This window comes from Streptomyces sp. NPDC005799 (genome assembly GCF_040630525.1).
Lineage (GTDB): Bacteria > Actinomycetota > Actinomycetes > Streptomycetales > Streptomycetaceae > Streptomyces > Streptomyces griseorubiginosus_B.
On record NZ_JBEXXQ010000010.1, the window covers coordinates 131,046 to 151,374 of the forward strand.

General features: G+C 72.2%; 18 protein-coding genes and 1 pseudogene. 10 read left to right on the forward strand and 9 right to left on the reverse strand.

What is annotated here, in order from left to right:
* Positions 1 to 17 precede the first annotated feature (17 nt).
* Entirely contained in the window at positions 18 to 1,790 is a 1,773-nt protein-coding gene (locus ABZ453_RS12510; protein ID WP_359014295.1) for an MOSC and FAD-binding oxidoreductase domain-containing protein, read from the reverse strand.
* 85 nt (positions 1,791 to 1,875) lie between these two features.
* Between ABZ453_RS12510 and ABZ453_RS12515 the strand changes: the two genes are divergently transcribed.
* On the forward strand, positions 1,876 to 2,394 hold the full coding sequence (locus ABZ453_RS12515) for an adenylate kinase (RefSeq protein ID WP_359014297.1): 519 nt from the start codon (positions 1,876 to 1,878) through the stop codon (positions 2,392 to 2,394).
* A 4-nt stretch (positions 2,395 to 2,398) separates the two neighbouring features.
* On the opposite strand, the gene ABZ453_RS12520 is transcribed toward ABZ453_RS12515, so the two are convergent.
* A complete protein-coding gene (locus tag ABZ453_RS12520; protein ID WP_359014299.1) occupies positions 2,399 to 3,121 on the reverse strand; it encodes an FAD binding domain-containing protein in 723 nt (240 codons plus the stop codon).
* Positions 3,122 to 3,260: 139 nt separating this feature from the next.
* Between ABZ453_RS12520 and ABZ453_RS12525 the strand changes: the two genes are divergently transcribed.
* Positions 3,261 to 3,959 (forward strand): alpha/beta fold hydrolase, encoded by a 699-nt coding sequence (locus ABZ453_RS12525; RefSeq protein ID WP_359014301.1) that lies wholly within the window; start codon positions 3,261 to 3,263, stop codon positions 3,957 to 3,959.
* A 22-nt stretch (positions 3,960 to 3,981) separates the two neighbouring features.
* Here ABZ453_RS12525 and ABZ453_RS12530 read toward each other — a convergent pair whose 3' ends face one another.
* The 4 genes from ABZ453_RS12530 to ABZ453_RS12545 form a co-directional block, all read right to left on the reverse strand.
* Positions 3,982 to 5,307: an alpha/beta fold hydrolase gene (locus ABZ453_RS12530; protein WP_359014303.1), complete on the reverse strand. Its 1,326-nt coding sequence runs from the start codon at positions 5,305 to 5,307 to the stop codon at positions 3,982 to 3,984.
* A 211-nt stretch (positions 5,308 to 5,518) separates the two neighbouring features.
* On the reverse strand, positions 5,519 to 6,070 hold the full coding sequence (locus tag ABZ453_RS12535) for a hypothetical protein (RefSeq protein ID WP_359014305.1): 552 nt from the start codon (positions 6,068 to 6,070) through the stop codon (positions 5,519 to 5,521).
* Between the two features lie 230 nt (positions 6,071 to 6,300).
* Positions 6,301 to 7,911, reverse strand: coding sequence for a cation acetate symporter (locus ABZ453_RS12540; RefSeq protein ID WP_359014307.1), 1,611 nt, complete (start codon positions 7,909 to 7,911; stop codon positions 6,301 to 6,303).
* A complete protein-coding gene (locus ABZ453_RS12545; protein ID WP_359014309.1) occupies positions 7,908 to 8,342 on the reverse strand; it encodes a DUF485 domain-containing protein in 435 nt (144 codons plus the stop codon). Before ABZ453_RS12545 ends, ABZ453_RS12540 begins: the two co-directional genes overlap by 4 nt.
* A gap of 407 nt (positions 8,343 to 8,749) precedes the next feature.
* Here ABZ453_RS12545 and ABZ453_RS12550 point away from each other — a divergent pair, with 407 nt between their 5' ends.
* From ABZ453_RS12550 to ABZ453_RS12560, 3 genes are all read left to right on the forward strand, one after another.
* Positions 8,750 to 9,667: an SGNH/GDSL hydrolase family protein gene (locus ABZ453_RS12550; protein ID WP_359014311.1), complete on the forward strand. Its 918-nt coding sequence runs from the start codon at positions 8,750 to 8,752 to the stop codon at positions 9,665 to 9,667.
* Between the two features lie 89 nt (positions 9,668 to 9,756).
* Positions 9,757 to 9,927, forward strand: a complete 171-nt coding sequence (locus ABZ453_RS12555; RefSeq protein ID WP_165954835.1) for a hypothetical protein — start codon at positions 9,757 to 9,759, stop codon at positions 9,925 to 9,927.
* Positions 9,928 to 9,988: 61 nt separating this feature from the next.
* Positions 9,989 to 10,837 (forward strand): lysozyme, encoded by an 849-nt coding sequence (locus tag ABZ453_RS12560; RefSeq protein ID WP_359014313.1) that lies wholly within the window; start codon positions 9,989 to 9,991, stop codon positions 10,835 to 10,837.
* Positions 10,838 to 10,841: 4 nt separating this feature from the next.
* Here ABZ453_RS12560 and ABZ453_RS12565 read toward each other — a convergent pair whose 3' ends face one another.
* A complete protein-coding gene (locus ABZ453_RS12565) occupies positions 10,842 to 12,497 on the reverse strand; it encodes an MFS transporter (protein WP_359014454.1) in 1,656 nt (551 codons plus the stop codon).
* 86 nt (positions 12,498 to 12,583) lie between these two features.
* Complete coding sequence (locus ABZ453_RS12570; protein ID WP_359014315.1) at positions 12,584 to 13,051, reverse strand: MarR family transcriptional regulator; 468 nt, start codon at positions 13,049 to 13,051, stop codon at positions 12,584 to 12,586.
* A 76-nt stretch (positions 13,052 to 13,127) separates the two neighbouring features.
* Here ABZ453_RS12570 and ABZ453_RS12575 point away from each other — a divergent pair, with 76 nt between their 5' ends.
* Together ABZ453_RS12575 and ABZ453_RS12580 are read left to right on the forward strand one after the other, a co-directional pair.
* The gene (locus tag ABZ453_RS12575) at positions 13,128 to 14,024 is read left to right on the forward strand and encodes a PfkB family carbohydrate kinase (RefSeq protein ID WP_359014317.1); all 897 of its coding nucleotides are present in this window, start codon (positions 13,128 to 13,130) and stop codon (positions 14,022 to 14,024) included.
* Between the two features lie 54 nt (positions 14,025 to 14,078).
* Entirely contained in the window at positions 14,079 to 14,507 is a 429-nt protein-coding gene (locus ABZ453_RS12580) for a hypothetical protein (protein WP_359014319.1), read from the forward strand.
* A 70-nt stretch (positions 14,508 to 14,577) separates the two neighbouring features.
* Here the strand turns inward: ABZ453_RS12580 and ABZ453_RS12585 are convergent, their stop codons facing one another.
* Positions 14,578 to 15,780 (reverse strand): carbohydrate-binding protein, encoded by a 1,203-nt coding sequence (locus ABZ453_RS12585; RefSeq protein WP_359014321.1) that lies wholly within the window; start codon positions 15,778 to 15,780, stop codon positions 14,578 to 14,580.
* A gap of 385 nt (positions 15,781 to 16,165) precedes the next feature.
* On the opposite strand from ABZ453_RS12585, the gene ABZ453_RS12590 reads away from it, so the two are divergent.
* From ABZ453_RS12590 to ABZ453_RS12600, 3 genes and pseudogenes are all read left to right on the forward strand, one after another.
* Complete coding sequence (locus tag ABZ453_RS12590) at positions 16,166 to 16,909, forward strand: DUF4097 family beta strand repeat-containing protein (protein ID WP_359014323.1); 744 nt, start codon at positions 16,166 to 16,168, stop codon at positions 16,907 to 16,909.
* Positions 16,910 to 17,026: 117 nt separating this feature from the next.
* Positions 17,027 to 18,501: pseudogene (locus tag ABZ453_RS12595) on the forward strand (DHA2 family efflux MFS transporter permease subunit).
* A 163-nt stretch (positions 18,502 to 18,664) separates the two neighbouring features.
* Complete coding sequence (locus tag ABZ453_RS12600; protein WP_359014325.1) at positions 18,665 to 20,212, forward strand: APC family permease; 1,548 nt, start codon at positions 18,665 to 18,667, stop codon at positions 20,210 to 20,212.
* The last annotated feature ends 117 nt before the right edge of the window (positions 20,213 to 20,329 follow it).

Genomic DNA, 20,329 nt, shown 5'->3' on the forward strand with positions numbered 1-20,329 from the left:
TCGTCGACATCGGGACGTCACAGGTCCAGGACCAGGTCTCCCGACGGCCGCGAGCAGCAGATGAGGGCGTTTCCCTCGGCGGGTTCGTCGAGGGGGTCCGGCGTGTAGGCGACCCGGCCCTGGAGAAGGGCGGTCTCGCAGGTGTGGCAGACGCCGGTGCGGCAGGACCAGCGGGTGGGGACGTCGCAGGCCTCGGCCAGGTCCAGCAGCGTTCCGTAGCCGGAGTCCCAGGGCACGGTGATGCCGCTGCGGGCGAAGGAGACCGTCGGCCCGGTTCCGTCGCCCAGCGGACGAGACGGGGCGTGCGGGGTCCGGGCGGAGGTGGGAAGGAGACCGGGTCGGATGGCGGCCAGGGCTCCGAAGGGCTCGGTGTGGACACGGGCCGGGGCGATGCCCGCCCCGGTCAGGGCGTCCGAGACGTCCCGCATGAACCCGGCCGGTCCGCAGACGTACGCGTCGGCGTCCGCGGGCAGGTCGAGGCCGCGGACCAGGTCGGCGGAGAGACGGCCCGCCGCCGTGTAGTCCACGCCGAGTCGGTCGTCCTCGCCCGGGCGGCTGTAGGCGACGCAGGCGCGCGCGGACGGCAGGCTGTCGAGCAGGTCGCGCACCTCGCGGGCGAAGGCGTGGTCGTGTCCGTTCCGGGCGCCGTGCAGCCACCACACCGGGCGGGACGGACCGGCCTCGGCCAGCGCGTGCAGCATGGACAGCACCGGGGTGGCTCCCACGCCGGCGGACACCAGGACGACGGGGGTCCTGCCGTCGGCGAGGACGAAGGTGCCGCGCGGCGCCGCGACATCGAGTGCGTCTCCCACCCGCGCGTGGCCGTGCAGATGCGTGCTGGCGAGCCCGTGCGGCTCGTGCTTCACGCTGATGCGGTACGTGGGCGCGCCCGGGCGTCCGGACAGGGAGTAGCTGCGGATCACCGGCGGCCCCTCGGGGTCCGGGCGCAGGCGCAGGGTGAGGAACTGTCCTGGCCGCGCCGGAGGAAGGGGGCGGCCGTCGTCCGAGGCGAGGGTGAGGGAGAAGACGCTGCGGCTCTCGCTGTCGATGCGGGTGACCTCGAGCGGCCGGAATCCCGGCCAGGCCGGTGGCGGACTCGTCGCGGCCGCAGTCAGCCCCCGGTTGCCTCCTGCGGAACCCTCGCCGTCGGTGCCGTCGAGCAGCGCCCGCAGGGAACCCTGCCAGCCCGGACTCAGCGCGGGGATGCGCAGGCCGCGCAGCAGTTGCTCGCGGGGATGGCCGGGGAGGTAGAGCAGGGCGTCCATCTCCGCGACCGTCATGGCCTCGGGGCCGGTGGAGATCTTGACGATGTCGTCGCCGGCCTCCACCTCGCCCTCGGTGATCACCCGCAGGTAGAAGCCGGGACGGCCGTGGGCGACCAGCAGTGCCGCCATCCGCGGCTCGTCCATCCGCAGCCCCACCCGGTAGCAGGTCACCCGGGGCTGGGTGACCTCGAGGACCGCGCCGCCGATCCGGTAGCGGTCGCCGATGCACACCTCCTGGTCGGACAGGCCCTCGACGGTGAAGTTCTCCCCGAACTGCCCGTGGACGAAGTCCTTGCGGCCCAGATACTCCTGCCAGTACCGGTAGGACTCCAACTGGTAGACCAGCACGGCCCGTTGCTCACCGCCGTGTCCGCCGAGATCGCCCTGTCCGTCGCCGTCCACGTTGAGCCGGCGCACCATCCGGGGGCCGGTGACGGCCTGCTTCCACACCCCGGTCCGGACGGTCGTCCCGTGCCAGCGGACGTCCCGGGGCATGCCGACGTTCACGGCGACCAGAGTGGCCACGGGTCTGCTCCCTCCTGCCCGCGCAGTGCCCCCATCGTTCCACCGCACGCCGGTGTCCGCAGGACATGTCCCGTACGGTGTGCTGGTGGAACGGATCTTGGTGGTGGGTGTCACGGGCGCGGGCAAGTCCACGCTGGCTCATGCCCTGAGCCGGCGCCTGGATCTGCCGTACCACGAAATGGACGCGTTGTACTTCACCGGCCCCGGGTGGGCCGTCAACGGCGAGCTGGTCGAGACGGTGTCCCGGATGGCGGCGGAACCCCGGTGGATCGTGGACTCCCTGGGATATCCCGAGGTCCGCGACCTGCTGTGGGACCGGGCGGACACGGTGGTGTGGCTGGACTATCCGCGCCGGGTCGTGATGCCCCGCATCCTGCGCCGCTCGCTGCGACGTTCACTCACCCGCCAGGTTCTCTTCGGCGGCAACCGCGAGACCTGGTCGGGCTGGCTGAGCAGGGAGCACCCGGCCTGGTGGGCGTGGACGCAGCACGCCTCACGCCATCAGGAGATCGCCCGCCGCTCCGCGGACGGGCGCTTCGCGCCCCTCGACACGGTGCGACTGCGCCACCCCCGCGACGCGGCCGCCTGGCTGGCGGCCCTGTAGGCGGTCAGCGCACGGCAGGACGCGCCAGCAGGTCCGTGGCGTGCCGTCGTACGACCTCCCAGTGGTCGTCGTTCAGCGTGCCGGCGGCCGTGTCGCGCAGCGCGGTGAGGGCCTCCTCGGGCCCGGCGTCGCAGACGGCCGCACCGGCGAGGACCTCGTAGCCGTCGCGCACGGCGAGACGCAGGCGGTGGCGCCCGTCAGGGCCGCGGTGCACGGCGCCGGCCACGACGAACGGCGGCGGGCCGCCCGCCTCGCCGGCCAGTTTGCGGTAGGCACTGGTGACGGGGTCGGACCAGTGCAGGCTCAGCAACAGGTGCTGCTTGGCGAGGACTTCGGCGAGGTCCGTCTCCCGTGCCCCCTCCGGCTCCAGGACCGTCGCCCGGGCGTCGAGCACCAAGGCGGCGGGCAGCAGACAGCGCAGGGTGCTGCCGACCAGGTTGCCGCCGACGGTCGCGGTGCGGCGTACCGCGCCGGTGCCGACGGAGGCCGCCGCCGCGCGGAGGACCTCGGGAACACGCTCGTCGATCCGGTTGAGCACCACGGCGCCGCCCAGGGTGCCGGGCGCGATCACGGTGGCCTCAGGAACGTTGCGCAAGGACATCGCCTGCTCGGGGAACCCGTCCCGTTGCCAGCCGGCCCACACCAGCGTGGCCCCGCCGACGGGCACCGCTCCCTGAGCCATGCACTCCTGCGCTTCGGACACGGACTCGGGAAGACGCAACAGCACGGGAGCCGACCTGCTTTCACGACGGGTTGAGCACCGACACTGCGCATCGTCCCCGCCGGGGTGGAGGCGCGTACAGGGCTCATTGCTGCACCCCGTGCGCCCCCCACCGTGGCGGTCGGCGAACGGGGGTGTCGTCGGCATGAGGCAGGATGGGGGCGTGGAGCGCAACACGTCCGCACTGATCGTGCGCCATGCCCCGCTGCGGAGCGCGACCGCGGCGGTCCTCACCCTGCACGGCGGCCAGGAGGAGAGCCGTCGCACGGCGCGCCCCTGGCAGGTCGCCGCGCTGCGGATGCACCCGGTGCTGCGGGCCGCCGCGGCGACGGCAGCGCAGGACGTCCTGCTGGGGCAGGTCCGCTACCGCTACCGGGGCTGGAACGACGGCGATCCCGCCGAGGACGCCCTGCGCGCCCTCGACGACCTCCAGGAGCTGACGGCCGGTGCGCCCGTCGTCCTGGTGGGCCACTCGATGGGCGCCCGGGCCGCCCTGCGCGCCGCGGCCCACCCGACGGTGCGGGGCGTGGTGGCGCTCGCCCCGTGGTGTCCGCCCGAGGACCCCGTCGACCAGCTCGACCACGTCCGGACCGTGCTTCTGCACGGCGACCGCGACCGGGTGACGGCCTACGCCGACTCGGTCGACTACGTCCACCGGGCCCGCGCTGCCGGAATGGCGGCGGGCCTGGTGGCCGTACGGGGCGGGGACCACGGGATGATCCGGCGCAGCGGCGACTGGCACCGGGCCACCGCCGAGGTGGTGACCCAGATGCTGCGGCCGGATCCGGTGGCCGACGGTCTGGCCGCCGAGGCCTGCGCGGCGGAGGGCGCCGTACAGCTGTAGCGGTGTCGGAGCTGTGGCGATATCAGGAAAGGCCGGACAGATCACCGCAGTTGGAGGTGGCGGCCTTGCCGTCGAGCCGGTCGGTCAGCCACGCGATCGCGTCGCCCTGGTCGGTCAGCAGCGGCGTGAAGTGGTTGATCAGCGCGCTGCCCAGGTTCGGCAGCGCGATGGGCTTGTACGTCACCTCGGCGCCCTTGGCGCACCAGTCCACGGCGAGTTGCCGGGCCTGCGCGTGCGGTACCAGGTTGTCGCTGGTGCCGGTGGACACGCGGACCGGCGAGGACGGTTCGATCCTGCCGATGCGCTGCTGGTCGAGGAAGGCCGTGAGCGCCGGCTCCGACCGGATGATGTCGCTGATGGAGCGGCCGTCGGTGGTCCAACCGGTGCTGTGCTTGCCATTGTAGGCGAACAGGGCGTCGCCCACGCACATGGTGGAGAGGTCCGCGAGGGCCGCCTTGCCCGCCGCGTTGAGGTGGGCCTCTGCGATCGGCTTCAGGGCGGGGTCGGACTGCAGGAAGCCGTTGACGGACCAGCCCAGCGCGCCGGCCAGTTCACTGCCGTCGATGGCCTTGGTGACCTCGACCAGGTCGGCCGGCGGGGCGCCCGCGGAGGTGCCGGCGAGGGTGATGTCGGGGGCGTAGGCCGGCTGGAGTTCGGCGGCGGCCGCGGTCGCCCCGCCGCCCTGGCTGTAGCCGAAGAGGGCCACCTTCGAGCTGGGGGTGAGGGACGTTCCGGGCAGTGAGCGTGCGGCGCGGACGGCGTCGAGGACGGCGTGGGCCTCGTCGACGCGGTTGACGTAGGTGTGCAGCCGGTCCGTGGTGCCGAGGCCGGCGTAGTCGGTGACGACGACGGCGACGCCCTCGGCGAGCAGGCGGTAGATCGCCAGGTCCTCGTAACCGATGGACACCGTCTGCCCGTTGGCCGTGAGCGGGTGCTCGAGGCCGAGGGAGGCGGCGCACTGGTCGCCCTGTCCCATGGTGCCGGGTGCGACGGCGACCAGCGGCCGGTCGCCGGTGCCCTTCCAGGCGGCGGCCGGTTCGATGTAGGCGCCGGTGACGGCCATCGCCTCGCCGCGGGAGTCGGTCGACTTGTACATCAGGCGGGTGGCGGTGCCGGGCAGGGGGCCGTTGACGCCGGGCAGGCTCAGCGCGAGGGGCAGCGGTTCGCTGCGCACCAGGGCGCCGTCCGCCGAGGGGAGGGTGGCGGGCGGGTTGTAGAACTCCGGGATCGTGACACCGCGGGAGACCACGGCGTCGGTGGCCGACGCGGCGGCTACGGGTACGACGGTGGCGCCGAGACATGTGGCGGTCGTGACGGCCACGGCGAGCAGACGTGCGGAAACGGGCATGACGGACCTCCGAAGTGGGGGGAGGCCGAGCCTCGATCTGCGGCTCGGGCGTCTTGCGGCCCGGTGGGGCAGGGGCCGACGGCACGAGGCGCGGTCGTCCCACCGCACCTCGCGCACTCTTAGACGAAGTGTCAGGACCGTACCCGCGGGGATGTTACCGGCGGTACCCCCGAGTAGGTTACGTTTCAGTAATATAGGCGTCGACGAGATGTCACAAGCCTGTGGGAAGCAGTTCGTTCAGCCGCGTGCCCTGTCCCCAACGCCTGAGCAGGGAGCCGTCCAGCAGACAGGTCCGGCCCTGCCGCCGCGCCCACCGAACGTCGCGCGCGCCGAACGAGCCCCGGTGCACGACCAGGTGGAGCGGCGACTGACCGTTCTCCCGGTGGGCATGCGGATGGGGCAGGTCCTCGTCGGGCAGGGGCTCGGCGACCGGCCGGAAGGCGACGTCCAGCCGGCGTCCACTGCTGTCCAGGGCGCACAGCCGCGGCCGGTCGGCGGCCGGCAGCAGCCGTACCCGCCACCCGTCCCGGCGCAGCATCCGCGCCACCGCCAACGCGAGCCCCTGGGTGTCGAGTTCGAGGAGTTCCTCGGGCGTGTAGTACCCGAGGCGTCGGCGCATGACCGGGCCCTGGTGCCGAACCGTGACCGTGACGGCCATGGCCAGGACGACCACACCGGCCAGCGGAACTCCGATCCCCGCGGCCCGATACCCCAGGGCCAGCACGGCGACCATCGCGCACACCACCACGACCAGTCCCGCCAACGCCGGCAGGACGTCACGGAAGCGGGGGCCGTCGGGTGCGTCGGCCCGCGGGGCGCGAACCGGCTGCAGCCGCTGTGGGCGACGCGATGAGAAGGGCCCGGAAGTCCACCATCGGCGTGCCACAGTGTCAGCCCCCCAACGCCGCCTGCCTCGACCTCTGCAGCAATACCCAGCGCGCGGTGGCTCGCCGGGCCGGGGGAGGGAATCCGGCCACGTGCCATCACCTGCCGTCATCCGCTCTTGGGGCGCGCGGGACCGGCGAGCAGCAGGTGCTCCATGGCCTCGTAGCGCTCCCGCTCCCGCGCGGTCGCCCTTCTGCCGGACAGGAGGGTGCCGAACAGGCCGCACAGGAAGCCCACGGGTACGGAGACCAGGGCCGTCGTGGTGAAGGGGAACCAGTTGAAATCGACGTCGGGAAAGGCTGATTGAGGTGTCCCGGAGACCAGGTTGGTGCCGGTGATCAGGACCAGCACGCTCACGCTGCCGCCGATCAGGGTGCACAGCAGCCCGGCGCGGGTGTAGCGCCGCCAGAAGAGGCTGTAGACGAGTGCGGGCGCGATGGCCGAGGCACCCAGGCAGAAGGAGAGTGTGGCCAGCGGCTGGAGGCTGCGGTGCTGGGCGAGCACGGCCAGCGCGATCACCGGCAGACCCACGGCCAGGGCGGCCAGCCGGGCCAGGGCGGTCTCGCGCTGCGGTGGGGTGGGCCGGCGGGTGGCGACGACGTCGTGGGCCAGGGAGTTGGCGCAGGCCAGGGTCATGCTGGCCACGGACGCCAGCAGCGTCAGGAAGATCGCCGTGGTGACCGCGGTGAACAACAGGCTCTCCGCGTGCGACAGGCGCATCCCGAACGCGGCCCGTGCGCCCAGCAGATAGGCGGTGTTGCCGCGCGGATCGGCGGCGGCGACGCCCGTGCGTCCGATGAGGGCCGTGGCTCCGACGGCGACCACGGTGATGACGGCGATGAACAGGGTGACCGTCGACACCGCCCAGGACATCGCGCGCCGCACCTGCCGCGCGCTGCCGGCGGTGTACATGCGCATGGTGACATGCGGCAGACAGGCCCCGCCCAGGACGATGGCGCACTGGGTGCTGACCATGTCCAGGCCGCGGTGCGGCCCGCTCGCGAACTGCAGGCCGTAGCGCAGGAAGCCGTCGCCTGCCCCGCTGCCCCGTGCCGCCGCCTGGAACAGGGTGCGCGGACTCCAGCCGAAGGTGTGCAGCACGAGTGCGGCGACGACCAGCCCGGACCCGAGCAGCACCACCGTCTTGAGGATCTGGATCAGCGCGGTGCCCCGCATCCCGCCGATCGCCGCGTACGTGATCATCAGCGCCCCGGCCCCGACGACACAGCCGGTGCGCATCGCGCTGTCGTGGAAGCCGAGGATGAACGCCAGCAGCTGTCCCACGCCCGCCAGTTGGACGACCATCATCGGCACGAGCGCGGCCAGCGTCACCGCGCACGCCGTGATGCGCACCGCGCGCCCGGGCAGGCGCCGGCCCAGCGCGTCGCCCATGGTGAACCGGCCCGTGTGATGCAGGGGTTCGGCGAGCAGGACCATCAGGAGCAGCAGCGACAGCAGGGTGCTCAGGGCCAGGACGACACCGTCGTAGCCGCACAGCGCGATGACCCCGCCGATGGTGAGGACGGTGGCGGCGGAGATGTAGTCGCCGGCGATGGCCAGGCCGTTGCGCAGCGGCGACAGGGAGCGGTAGCCGGTGTAGAACTCGTCGAGGTCGTCGCGGTCGGGGCCGGTGAGCACGCACAGCAGCAGCGTGAGAGTCACGACCGTGGAGAACGCCACCAGCGACCAGGACTGCGCGGTGCCGTTGAAGTCGGTCACGGCCGCGGCTCCCCGTCGGCGGTGCCGTAGGCGTGCCGGCGCACCTGCCGGGTCAGCGGGTCGACGTACCGGCGCGCGGTGAACTCGTACACGAGCACCGCCAGCCAGGTGACCGGGAGTTGGACCAGGGCGAGGAGGAGTCCGGTGGGCAGGCCCCCGGGGGCGGGGCGGGTCATGACGGACGGGCGGGCGACGGTCAGAGCGAGGAAGGCGGCGAAGTAGCCGAGGGCGGCGAACGTGGCCACGCGGCGCAGTCGGCGCGCCGCCCGGCGCAGGAGCCGAAGGTCCCGGTGCGGGCCGGTCCACGAGCGGGTGCGTACCGGCAGCCGCCGGACCTCGCGCGGAGCGGGGGAGTGGGCAGCGGGAGAGACGAAGGCGTGCCGGCCGGGCCGGTGTTGCGCCGGGTGTAACTCGGAGCTGTCGGAGGACATCCCAAGATCTCCTGGTGGTCAGGGCCCAAGAGGTGCGGACCGCGGGGACGTGGGGGAGCGGTTCGGGATACCGCACGCTATGCGGGCGACGGACCGCGCGCAGCGACTTCCGCCGAACTCCCTGGTGAAGGCACATCCGGGCGCTGACCTCGGATGTTGCGGCTGTGACAGGTGTGGCGGCTGCCCATCGGAGTGCTCGGCCGGACAGGGGCGCGTCGAACTGGTTTGCGTGGCGGGCACACGGCCCGCGGCAGGCGGACTCGCCTGTTCCGCACCCCAATCGCCTGAATTCGTCGCTGTACGCCCCTGGCCGACAGGCTCTACTCACCGGTATACAAGCCCAGTTGAACGTGCGACGACCGCGCGCGGCCGCGTTCCGCCCTGACGGCTCGGACCAGGAGGTCTCCATGAAGCGTGACACGCAGCCGGCCGTATCGGCGTCAAGACGCCGCCGAACCACGGCAGTTGCGGCAGCCGTCGGCAGCTGCGCCCTCGTCCTGGCCGCCGGGACCCCGGCCACCGCGCACGGCTCGCCCGGCGGACACAAGAAGGCGGAGTACGTGGCGCTCGGCGACTCCTACACCTCGGGCCCCGCGATCCCCACCCAGGTCGACGCCAACTGCGCCCGCTCCGACCACAACTACCCCTCGCTGGTCACCGCCCAGCGACAGGGCACGGTCCTCGACGACGTCAGCTGTGCCGGCGCGACGACCGAGGAGATGTGGAAGCCGCAGGGCACCAACGGACCCCAACTCGACGCGGTGGGGCGCGGAACCGACCTGGTGACCGTCCAGATCGGCGGCAACGATGTCGGCTTCGGCTCCATCATCGCCACCTGCGCCCAGCTCTCCGCCCAGGACCTCGCGGGCAACCCCTGCCAACGCCACTACACCGCCTCCGGCGTCGACCAACTGACCCTCGCGGTGCTGCAGACCGCGCCGAAGGTCGCCCGGGTGCTCAGGGACGTGCACCACAGGGCGCCGTACGCGCGTGTCGTGGTCGTCGGCTATCCCGACCTGCTGCCCGACGACGGCAGCGGCTGTTACCCCTCGGTGCCCTTCGCCGCCCAGGACTTCCCGTATCTGCGCGACACCGAGAAGCGGCTCAACCTGATGCTCCGTCTCACGGCCGCGTTCAACCACGCGGAGTACGTCGACACCTACGCGCCCACCCGGGGCCACGACATGTGCAAGGCGCCCGCCGACCGCTGGATCGAGCCCCTGCGGCCGGCCTCCCCGGCCGCTCCCGCCCACCCCAACGCCAAGGGCGAGGCGGCGATGGCGGGGGCGGTGCTCGAACGGCTGGACAGGGGGCACGGCCGCTGACGCGGCGGGCCGTCGGCGTGAGCCGGTGAGTCGGGGGCATTCGGACCCCACACGGTACGAGACCCCCGACCACCGACTGGACGGACATCATGCTGGCGATCCTCTCCGCGGTCCTGTTCTTCATCGCGTTCCTCATCAACGCCGCCGACATCTCCACCAACGACACCTTCACCTCGACCAACCTGATGCTCCTCGGGCTGACGGCGCTGGCCCTGCACGTGGCGGGCATCGGCAGCGGGTGGAACTGGCGCAGACGCTGACGGCGGGTCGTTGCTTCGTTGGGCGGAGCATGACGTGCGAGACGGCGCGACTGCGGGTCAGATGGCTCATGTGCAACCAAACACCCGCAGGCGCGCCCGTTCGCGCATACGCCCGACCGCCGCCACGGCCGGTCTCCTCCTGGCCCTGTCCGCCCTGCCGATCGCGTCCGCGTCGGCCGAATCCATACCCATACCCGTGCGCGGCAGCGCCTACATGGGCATGGGCGTCCTCGCCCACGACGGCGCCGACACCCGGACGGACGCCGCCCCGCTGACCCGCTCCGCCCAGACCGAGGGCGTCGACGTCTCCAGCTACCAGGGCAACGCCTCCTGGTCCACCCTGTGGAGCGGCGGCGTCGGATGGGCCTACGTCAAGGCCACCGAGGGCACCTCCTACCGCAACCCGTACTTCGCCCAGCAGTACGGCGGCTCCTACGACGTCGGCATGGTGCGCGGCGCCTACCACTTCGCCACCCCCGACACCAGCAGCGGCACCGCCCAGGCCGACTACTTCGTCGACCACGGCGGCGGCTGGACCGGCGACGGAAAGACGCTGCCCGGCGCCCTCGACATCGAGTGGAACCCCTACGGCGACTCCTGCTACGGCAAGTCCAAGAGCGGCATGGTGTCCTGGATCCGGGACTTCGTGAACCGCTACAAGGCCCGCACCGGGCGCGCCGCCGTCATCTACACGGCCACCAGCTGGTGGAGCACCTGCACGGGCGACTCGGCCGCCTTCGGATCCACCAACCCCCTGTGGGTGGCCCGCTACGCCTCCTCGGTGGGCGCGCTCCCGGCCGGCTGGTCCTCGTACACGATGTGGCAGTACACCTCCTCCGGCCTCACGGTCGGCGACCACGACCGGTTCAACGGTCCCAAGGACGAGCTGCGCGACTTCGCGGCCGACTGACCGTTCACGACGGCGTGTTGCGGCGGGGCTGTGCCGCCTCCTGGCCGCCGGCGGCCGCGGTGGGACGCTCGTACTCCGCGTGATGGGCCCCGCGCAGCGCGGAGGCCAGCGCCGAGACCAGGGCCATGCCCGCCGCGACGCCGAACACGATGGTCAGACCGTGGTGGAACGGCCCCGACACCAGCCGTGGGAAGAACGTGCGGCCCGTCAGGGCGGCGCGCCCGCTCGCGGTGACCTGGTCGAGGACGCCGCCCGATCCGAGCAGATGCTCGATGGGGTTGTCGCCGAGGAACGTCGCGAACAGCGTGCTCACCGGCGGCAGCGAGGCGGCGTGCTCGGCCGCGCCGGCCGGCACGCCGTGCGCCTGAAGACCGCTGGTGAGCGTGGCGGGCAGCGAGGAGCCGAGCCCGGACACCATCAGGGAGAAGAACACCCCGATGGACAGGGCCGTCCCGGAGTTCTGGAACGTGGACCGCATGCCCGAGGCCACCCCGCGGTGCTCGGGCGGCACACTGCCCATGATCGAGGACGTGTTGGGCGAGGAGAACATGCCCTGGCCCAGCCCGTTGACCAGCAACAGCGCAGCGAACGGGCCGTATTGGAAGTCGACCGGCAGTGCGAGCAGACCGAGGAACGAGCACGCGACCAGACACAGACCGGCGGTGGAGAACAGCCGCGCGCCGAACCGGTCGGACAGATAGCCGGACACGGGTCCCGCGAGCAGGAAGCCCAGGGTGAGCGGGAGCATGAAGATGCCGGCCCACAGCGGGGTGTCCTCGAAGTCGTAGCCGTGCAGCGGCAGCCAGATGCCCTGCAGCCAGATGATCAGCATGAACTGCAGCCCGCCGCGTGCGATCGCCGTCAGCAGCGCGGCCACGTTCCCCGCCGCGAAGGCGCGCACCTTGAACAGGGCCAGGTGGAACATGGGTTCGGCGACCCGCGTCTCGATGATGCAGAACGCCAGCAGCAGGGTCACGCCGCCGATCAGGCCGGCCAGGACCCAGGGATTCGCCCAGCCCGTGGCGCTGTCGCCGTAGGGCTGGATGCCGTAGGTGATGCCGGCCAGCAGGATCCCGGCGCCGGCCGCGAAGGTGAGATTGCCCAGCCAGTCGATGCGGCCGCGCCGGCCCGACGCGGTCTCACGCAGGCTCAGATACGACCAGACGGTCCCGGTGACGCTGACCGGGACGCTCACCCAGAACACCGCCCGCCAGTCGACGGCGGCGAGCAGACCGCCCGCGAGCAGGCCGAGGAACTGGCCGGCGAGCGCGGTGATCTGGTTGATGCCCAGCGCCATGCCGCGCTGCCGGGCCGGGAAGGCGTCGGTGAGGATGGCGGCCGAGTTGGCGGTCAGCATGGAGCCGCCGAAGGCCTGCACGATTCGCCACAGGATCAGCCACAGCGCCCCCGCCCCGGCCCGGAACGGGTCCAGCGAGAGCGCCACCGAGGCGCACGCGAAGATGAGGAAGCCGAGGTTGTAGATCCTGACCCGGCCGAACATGTCACCCAGCCGGCCGAGCACGACGACCAGCACGGCCGAGACCAGCAGATAGCCCAGGATCATCCACAGCAGATAGCCGATGTTGCCCGGCGCCAGCGGATCGAGGCCGATCCCGCGGAAGATCGCGGGCAACGAGATGATCACGATGGAGGCGTCCATCGTGGCGATCAGCACGCCGAGCGTGGTGTTCGACAGCGCGACCCATTTGTAGCCGGGCCCGGCCGGGGCGTCCTTGCGCCGCGCGATCACAGCCGCTCCGCCAGTCGGTCGAGCAGGGGCAGCGCCGCGGCGAGCGTGGCGCGCTCCTCGGTGCTGAAGCCCTCCAGGACGGCGCCCAGCCGGTCCACCGACTCCGACCGCCGCTCGGCCAGCATGGCCCGCACCTCGGAGGTGACGGCCACGATGCTGCGCCTGCCGTCCGTGGCGTCGGGGGTACGGCGCACCAGGCCGCGTTGTTCCAGCAGCGCGAGCGTGCCGGCCATCGCCTGGGGCCGGACGCGCTCCATCTCGGCGAGCGAGGTCGGCGAGTCGGGGCCGTCGGCGGCGAGCCGGGCCAGCACCGACACGCCGGACAGCGACACGTCACCCACGGCGTGGGCCTGCCGCAGCCGCCGGGTCACCCGTCCCACCGCCAGCCGCAGGTCGGAGGCGAGCCGGACGCTGTCCCGCGCCTCGCGCCCGCCTTCGGGGGATACCTCTGTCCGCGTCGTCACAGATGGTAATCCTAGACTTATCAGTCTGGACTGCTCAATCAATTGTCAGTAAATGCCGACGGGGCATGCTGGACGCGTGGAACCGACGACACACAGACACCCCGCCGGGCTCTTCGTCGGCCTGTGCACCCTCGACGTCATCCAGTTGGTGGATCACGTCCCGGGCTCCGACGAGAAGCTCACCTCGCGCGACCAGACCATCGCAGCGGGCGGCCCGGCGGCGAACGCGGCCGTGGCCTTCACCCACCTGGGCGGCCGCGCGCGTCTGCTCACCGCGATCGGCTCCCACCCCCTGGGCCGTGCCGTCACGGCGGATCTGCGACAGCTGAGCGTGACGGTGACCGACCTGGCGGCGGAGTCGACCGAACCGCCCGCCGTCTCCTCCGTCCTGGTCACCGCCTCCACCGGTGAGCGGGCGGTCGCCTCGACCAACGCCACCCGTCACCGCCTGGCCCCGCCCGCCGACCTCGACGCCCTGGTGGCGGCCTGCGACATCGTCGAACTCGACGGCCACCACGGGGACCTGGCCCTGGCCGCGGCACGCGCGGCACGCTCCGCCGGCCGTACGACCCTTCTCGACGGGGGCAGTTGGAAGGTCGGGACCGGTGACCTGCTGCCGCTGATCGACGTTGCCGTCTGCTCGGCCGACTTCCACCCGCCCGGCACCCGCACGCCGGCCGACACGCTGGGGTACCTGCGGGACCACGGCGTCACCTGGTCGGCCGTCAGCGGGGGAGCGGGGCCCATCGAGTGGGCGGGACCCGACGGCTCCGGAACGGTGGAGGTGGCCGCGGTGCCGGTCGCGGACACACTGGGCGCGGGTGACGTCCTGCACGGCGCCCTCGCCCATCACCTGGCCGGACCGGGCGACCTGACGTCACGGACCTTCGCCGACGCTCTGCGTCAGGCGGCCGCGGTGGCCTCGCGGGCGTGCGCCTCCTTCGGCACCCGCGCCTGGATGCGCGGAGCGTGACACTGTGTCGGCCGGAACGTGTTTGCCGTCGCGTCGAGCGGCAACGCGGATTCCATGAGCCCATCGAACAACGACACGAATCGAGATTCCGGATCCGCGCGCAGCACGGCCGCCAAGGCCCGCCGGACCACCGCGAAGGCGACCGCTCCGGCCTCCAAGGCCGCGGACAGGGCCGCCGAGAAGACCGCTGACGTGGCGTCGTCCGCCGCGGACACGACCGAGCGTGCGGCGGGGACGACCGCCGCGATCGCCCACGCCGCGACCGAGCGCGTCGAAGCGGGCCGCCAGGCCGTCATCGCCGCCTCCGGTCAGGCAGCCGCCGTCGCCAGGACGGCGTGGGTGGCGATCGCCCACCGCAAGGCCCTCGCGGCGGGCGTGGGAGCGGGCCTGACGGCGCTCGGCGCCACGACGTACGCGGCGGGCCGCCGCGCCGGCCGTCGCTCCCTCGGCCCGATCACTCGTCTGACCGGCGGCCGTATCTGACGCACGACGAGCGACCGGGCACGGAGCGGTCGGTTCGCGACCGGATCCGTGCCCGGCCCTTCCCGGTCCGTCAGCAGGCCCCCTCGTCCTGCCAGACGCCCCAGTCGGAGGCGGTGGGCACCTCGTTCTGCGTCCACCACTTGGCCTTCCAGTTGTGCTGGTTGTACGACACCTCGTCCCCGGCGGTGTACACCGCGCTCGAACTCCAGGCGGTCTTGCACCCGGTGGGCGGCGGAGGGGGCGTGGGCGTCGTGGACGGCGGTGTGGCACCCGCGAACTTCACCGAGTACTTCGCGAAGTCCCAGGAGTTCTGCGCCACGCTGGAGCAGGTGCCGGACGTACGGCCGCCGTTGTCGACCGGGCTGCACTGGCGGTCCCGGTTGAGCGACCAGAAGGTGAAGCGGTCCATGTTGTGGGCCGTGGCGTAGTCCAGCACGGTCTGGAAGTCGGCCTGGGTGAAGATCTCCCCGGAGTCGCTGCGCCCGTTCATGCCGGAGAAGCCCTCGTGGGCGTACGCCGTCGCCTGGTCCCAGCCGAAGGTGGACTGCAGGAGGGCGTTGAAGTTGGTGAGCGCGCTCGTCTGCGAGGCCGCCCCGTTGAAGCCGCCGTCGAAGGGCATGATGGAGAAGTTGTTCGGAGTGAACCCCTGCGACTTCGCCTCCAGCAGCATCTGCTTGCCGAACCAGCCCGTGCCGTCGGCGGTGCCGGCGGTGGTCACGGAGACGTACAGGCCCGGATTGTTCTGCTGGAGTATCTTCGCCGCCCCGATCTCGTTCCTGATCGCCGCGGTGTTCTCGTACTCCGGTTCCTCCAGGTCGAAGTCGATGGCGTGCAGCCCGTACTTGGTGATGACCTGCTGGTAGGCGGCTGCCGTCGCGGCGGCGTCCGAGCAGGTCTGGCCGAGCTTCGTGCCGCCGTAGCCGCCGACGGAGATCGAGACGTCGCCGCCCTTGGCGCGGACGGTGTTGATGACGGACTGCACGGCGGTGTCCGAGGAGACCGGTGCCGTGCCGCCCCAAGTGGGGGAGCAGCCGCCGCCGTTGGGGGCGAGGACGAAGGCGAGCTGGAAGGCCTTGAGGCCGGTGGCGTCCATGATGGCGGCCGGGTCGGGCGGGTCGTTGTCGAGCGGCATGAGGTACGGAGCCGCCGCGTACCAGCGGTTGTCGAGCGCGGTGGTCGCGCCCGAGGCGTGGCCCGCGACCAGGGCCGTGGTTGCGGCGGCGGTCAGCATGACGCCGGTGGCCGCGCCGAGACATGCGCGAAGGCGTTTCACGGTGTGCCTCCTGTGAAGTGGGGGTGCCCCAGCTTCGGGTCGTGCCACGGACCGCGTCCATAGCTCGGTCTAGACCAAAGCGCGTTTTGGTCTAGACCATACCTGCGCTTTACTGTTGGGGATGCGTCGCGGGCGTCAACGGGTGTGGGGAGCGGGGCGGTTGAGGTGCGATAGGATGAACGCAGAGCGAGCGGCCGGGGAACTCCCGCCTCTCGATCGTGCGTTGGTGGTCCAAGGAAAGACGCCCCGCTTCCTGCGGGGAAATGCAGGTGCAAGGCCTGCCCGGCGCTCTTGTGGGCCCCGCTCCGGTAATCCCGGGGCGGGGCCCTTTCGTTGCCCCCGACACCCCGTCATGCGGACGCCGACACGGGGCACTCGTACGCCCATGAAGGCGATGCCCTCAACACCCGCGCTGTTGCTCGCGGCGGTCCTGCCCCTGCTCGCGGCCACTACGGCGTGCGGCGACGACGCACACCAGGGGTCCCGGACCTCGGCCGACGCGACCTCCCGGCGCCCGGCATCCGGCGACCACCTCGTCATCACCACCGACAACGGCGTGCGCCTGCGTCCGGCCGACGGACACCGCGTCACCGTCGACGACCACGTCCACACCGCCTGGTCCCACCACGACGACACCTGGACCCTCGACCTGTCGTGCTCGGGCCCGTGCCCCCGCATGCCCTACGTCAAGGTCCCCGACGGCATGAGCGTCACGGTCGGCGCCCGCAACGCCGGCATCGACGCGGCGGGGATCGTGGCCGCGCTGGACCTGACCACCGTCAATGGCGACGTGAGCGTCACCCGCGCCGGAGACGACACCGCCACGCTGCGCCTGACCACCCGCAACGGCTCGGTGCGCGCCGACGGACTCGCCGCGGACCGGCTGCGCGCAAGCACCGTCAACGGCGACGTGACGCTCGCCTGCACCACGGCCCCCTCGGGCATCTCCGCGACGACCACCAACGGCTCCGTCGACGTCACCGTCCCGCACGACCCTCCCGCCTACGCCGTGACGGCCGGGACGCAGAACGGCCGCACCTCGGTCGACGTGCCCACGCGCAACGCCCGCACCGGCCCTACCATGACGCTGACCACCGTCAACGGCGACATCGACGCCCACCAGGAGTGAACCCGCGTCCGCCGCCCACTCACCGCACCAGGTCACGGGACACTCCCGCGTCCCCGGGTACCCGGCGCGGACGCGACCGCGCCCCGCACCGGTCACCCGGTCCGCGAAGGAGGAGCAGTGCCGACGCAGGCGAACGGCACACCCGACCCACGACGCTGGAAAGCGCTGTGGGTCACTCTGGTGGCCGGGTTCATGAGCCTGCTCGACGTCACGATCGTCGCCGTGGCGCTTCCCTCCATGCAACGCGACCTGCACGCCTCCGCCCCCGCGATCCAGTGGGTCGTCTCCGGCTACGCACTCGCCTTCGCCCTGGTCCTGGTCACCGCCGGCCGCGTCGGCGACGCGATCGGCAGGCGCCGCATCTACCTCCTGGCGCTGACCGCGTTCGTCGTGTGCAGCGCCGCCGCCGGCGCCGCCCCCTCGATCACCCTGCTCGTCGCCGCCCGCCTCGCCCAGGGCGTCGCCGCGGGCTGCCTCGCCCCCCAGAACTCCGCGTTCATCCAGCAGATGTTCCGCGGAGCCGAACGCGGCCGCGCCTTCGGCCTGTTCGGGGCCACCGTCGGTATCTCCAGCGCCGTCGGCCCCGTCGTCGGCGGTCTCATCCTCACCCTGGCCGACGGCCCCCAGGGCTGGCGCTGGATCTTCTACGTCAACGTGCCCATCGGCATGGCCGCTCTGCTGCTGGGCATGCGCCTGCTCCCCAGCACGGCCCCGGGCCACCGGGAACGCCTCGACCTGGGCGGCGTCGCCCTCCTCGGCACCGGCGTCCTCGCCCTGATGCTGCCCCTCGTCCTGGCCGAGTCCGGCGGCGTACGACGGCTGTGGTGGCTCTTCCCCCTTGGCCTGGCCCTGCTCGCCGTCTTCGCGCACTGGGAGCGGCGCGTCCTGGCCCGCGAGGGCCAGCCACTGCTGGACCCGCGCCTCGTCACCACCGTCCGCGGATACGCCATCGGCGCGGGCATCGCCACCCTGTACTTCATCGGCTTCAGCGGCGTATGGCTGGTGTTCGCCCTGTTCTTCCAGAACGGCCTGCACTACTCGCCGCTGCGCTCGGGGCTCGCGGTGACCCCCTTCGCCCTCGGTTCCGCCCTCGCCGCCGCGATCGCGGGGCGCCTGGTCGACCGGCTGGGCAGGCTGCTCACCGTCTGCGGCCTCGTCGGCGTCACTGTCGGCCTCGGCGGCACCGCCCTGGTCCTGCGCCTGGCCCCGGCCGATGTCGCGACCTGGCTCACCATCCCCGTCCTCTTCGTCGGCGGCCTGGGCAGCGGCTGCGTGATCTCTCCCAACGTGACCATGACCCTGCGGGACGTACCCGTCCGCATGGCCGGGGCCGCCGGCGGCGCCTGCAGACCGGACAGCGCCTGGGCGGCGCCATCGGCACGGCGGCCCTGCCCGGCGTCTTCTACCTGGTCCTCAGCGCCGCCCACCACGACTACCGGACCGCCGTCGCCACCGCCGTGGGCCTCGGCGTCCTGCCCGTCCTCGCCGGCCTGACCCTCGCCGTCCACGACTGGCGCCGCCACCGCCGCCCGAAGCGAGAGCCCTGTCCCCCCGAGGTCTCCCACAGCCACCTGCACGCCGGCCACGGCTGAATCAGCGGCGCACGTGCCACGCTCCCCTGTTTCGCCGCGGTTACCGGTGCGTCCACCCGGAGAAACGATGGTCAAGAGTTGTCCATGACCGCTTGTGGGCCGTCCGATACCGCCAGATCATTGGCCAAATCTCGCCTGTCGGTACGAGCACACAGGAGCCCCGGTGACTGCTGGCCCCACCACCTTCGAGCCGGCCCCGCCGCCGGCGGCCCAGACCGAACGGCAGAAGCTGCGCAAGCACTTCGGCCGTTTCGACATCCTCTTCTTCCTGCTGTGCACCATCGTCGGCGTCGACACCATCGGCAGCGTCGCCTCCAACGGCGCCGAGGCGTTCACCTGGCTCCTCGTGCTGGCCGCCGTCTTCTTCATCCCCTCCGCGCTGCTCACCGCCGAACTCGGTGCCGCCTTCCCCGAGGAGGGCGGCCCCTACATATGGACCAGCCGTGCCTTCGGACGCCTCGCCGGAGCCGTCAACAACTTCCTGTACTGGATCACCAACCCGGTGTGGCTCGGCGGCACCCTGTCCGTGTCCGCCGTCACGGCCTACACCACCTTCTTCAACGACGGAAAGGACCTGAGCACCCCGGCCTTCTACGTCTTCACCCTCCTGTTCGTCTGGGTGGGCGTGCTCGCCGCGATCCTCTCCTTCGACATCGGCAAGTGGATCCCCACCCTCGGCGCCTGGAGCCGCTTCGTGCTCCTCGGCCTGTTCACCCTCACCGTCGTGGTCTACGGCATCAAGCACGGCCTGCACGGCTTCGGGGGTGGCGACTTCTCCCCGACGTACGCCGGATTCGTCGCCCTGGTGCCCGTCCTGATGTTCAACTACGTCGGATTCGAACTGCCCAACACCGCCGGCGAGGAGATGACCGACGCCCAGAAGGACGTCCCCTTCGCCATCTTCCGCAGCGCCGTCCTCTCCGTCCTGCTCTACGCCCTGCCGATCCTCGGCATCCTGCTCGTGCTGCCGGTCAAGGCCGTCACGGGCCTCGGCGGCTTCATCGACGCGATGCGGCAGGTCTTCACCGTCTACGGCGGCCACGTCTCCGCCGACGGCAGCGTCACGCTCAGCGGCGCCGGCACCGTGCTCGGCGACCTGGCCGCGATCATGTTCATCCTCACGGTGCTCTCCTCCGGCGTCACCTGGGTCATGGGCTCCGACCGCGCCCTGGCCGTCTCCGGCTACGACGGCGCGGCTCCCCGCTTCCTCGGCGTGATCTCCAGCCGCTTCGGTACCCCGGTACGCGTCAACGTCCTCAGCGGCCTGGTCTCCACCCTCGTACTGGTCCTGGCCCACGAGCTCACCCAGGGCAGCGCCGCGAAGCTCTTCGGTGCCGTCCTCGGCCTCGCCGTCTCCACCACGCTCGTCAGCTACCTGGGCATCTTCCCGGCCCTGCCGGTCCTGCGCCGCAAGGCCCCCGACGTCCCCCGCCCCTACAAGGCGCCCTTCCCCCTCGCCATCAGCATCGTGCTGACCGTGCTGATCCTGTTCGCGACCCTGCAGCTGATCGCTCCCGGCGCCGGCGACCACTGGTTCGGCTCCGCCTACGCCCCGGACGGCTGGAGCCACGGCGAGCGCGTCAAGTACCTCCTCACGGAGGCCATTCCGCTGGCCGCCTTCATCCTCCTCGGTGTCCTGTTCTGGGCCCTGGGCGCGCCGACCCGCGCCGCGGCGAAGTCCGACGACTTGAACGCGGGCGTCACGGGGTAGACGCTCACGGTCCGCACCGCGGATCGCCGGGATGCCGGAGCCGCGGGCCGCGGCCACCATGGGGAGGAGGGCTGGGCAGCACCCGGAGCACCGAGGAGACCGATGGCGTCGAGCACG

Excerpts from the sequence above, each read along its gene's own strand:
- ABZ453_RS12555 (WP_165954835.1), top strand. The coding sequence starts at position 9,757 with ATGCTGGCGATCCTCTCCGCGGTCCTGTTCTTCATCGCGTTCCTCATC.
- ABZ453_RS12530 (WP_359014303.1), bottom strand. The coding sequence starts at position 5,307 with ATGCCCGTTTCCGCACGTCTGCTCGCCGTGGCCGTCACGACCGCCACA.
- ABZ453_RS12560 (WP_359014313.1), top strand. The coding sequence starts at position 9,989 with ATGGCTCATGTGCAACCAAACACCCGCAGGCGCGCCCGTTCGCGCATA.
- ABZ453_RS12565 (WP_359014454.1), bottom strand. The coding sequence starts at position 12,497 with ATGGACGCCTCCATCGTGATCATCTCGTTGCCCGCGATCTTCCGCGGG.
- ABZ453_RS12525 (WP_359014301.1), top strand. The coding sequence starts at position 3,261 with ATGAGGCAGGATGGGGGCGTGGAGCGCAACACGTCCGCACTGATCGTG.
- ABZ453_RS12580 (WP_359014319.1), top strand. The coding sequence starts at position 14,079 with ATGAGCCCATCGAACAACGACACGAATCGAGATTCCGGATCCGCGCGC.
- ABZ453_RS12590 (WP_359014323.1), top strand. The coding sequence starts at position 16,166 with ATGAAGGCGATGCCCTCAACACCCGCGCTGTTGCTCGCGGCGGTCCTG.
- ABZ453_RS12545 (WP_359014309.1), bottom strand. The coding sequence starts at position 8,342 with ATGTCCTCCGACAGCTCCGAGTTACACCCGGCGCAACACCGGCCCGGC.
- ABZ453_RS12550 (WP_359014311.1), top strand. The coding sequence starts at position 8,750 with ATGAAGCGTGACACGCAGCCGGCCGTATCGGCGTCAAGACGCCGCCGA.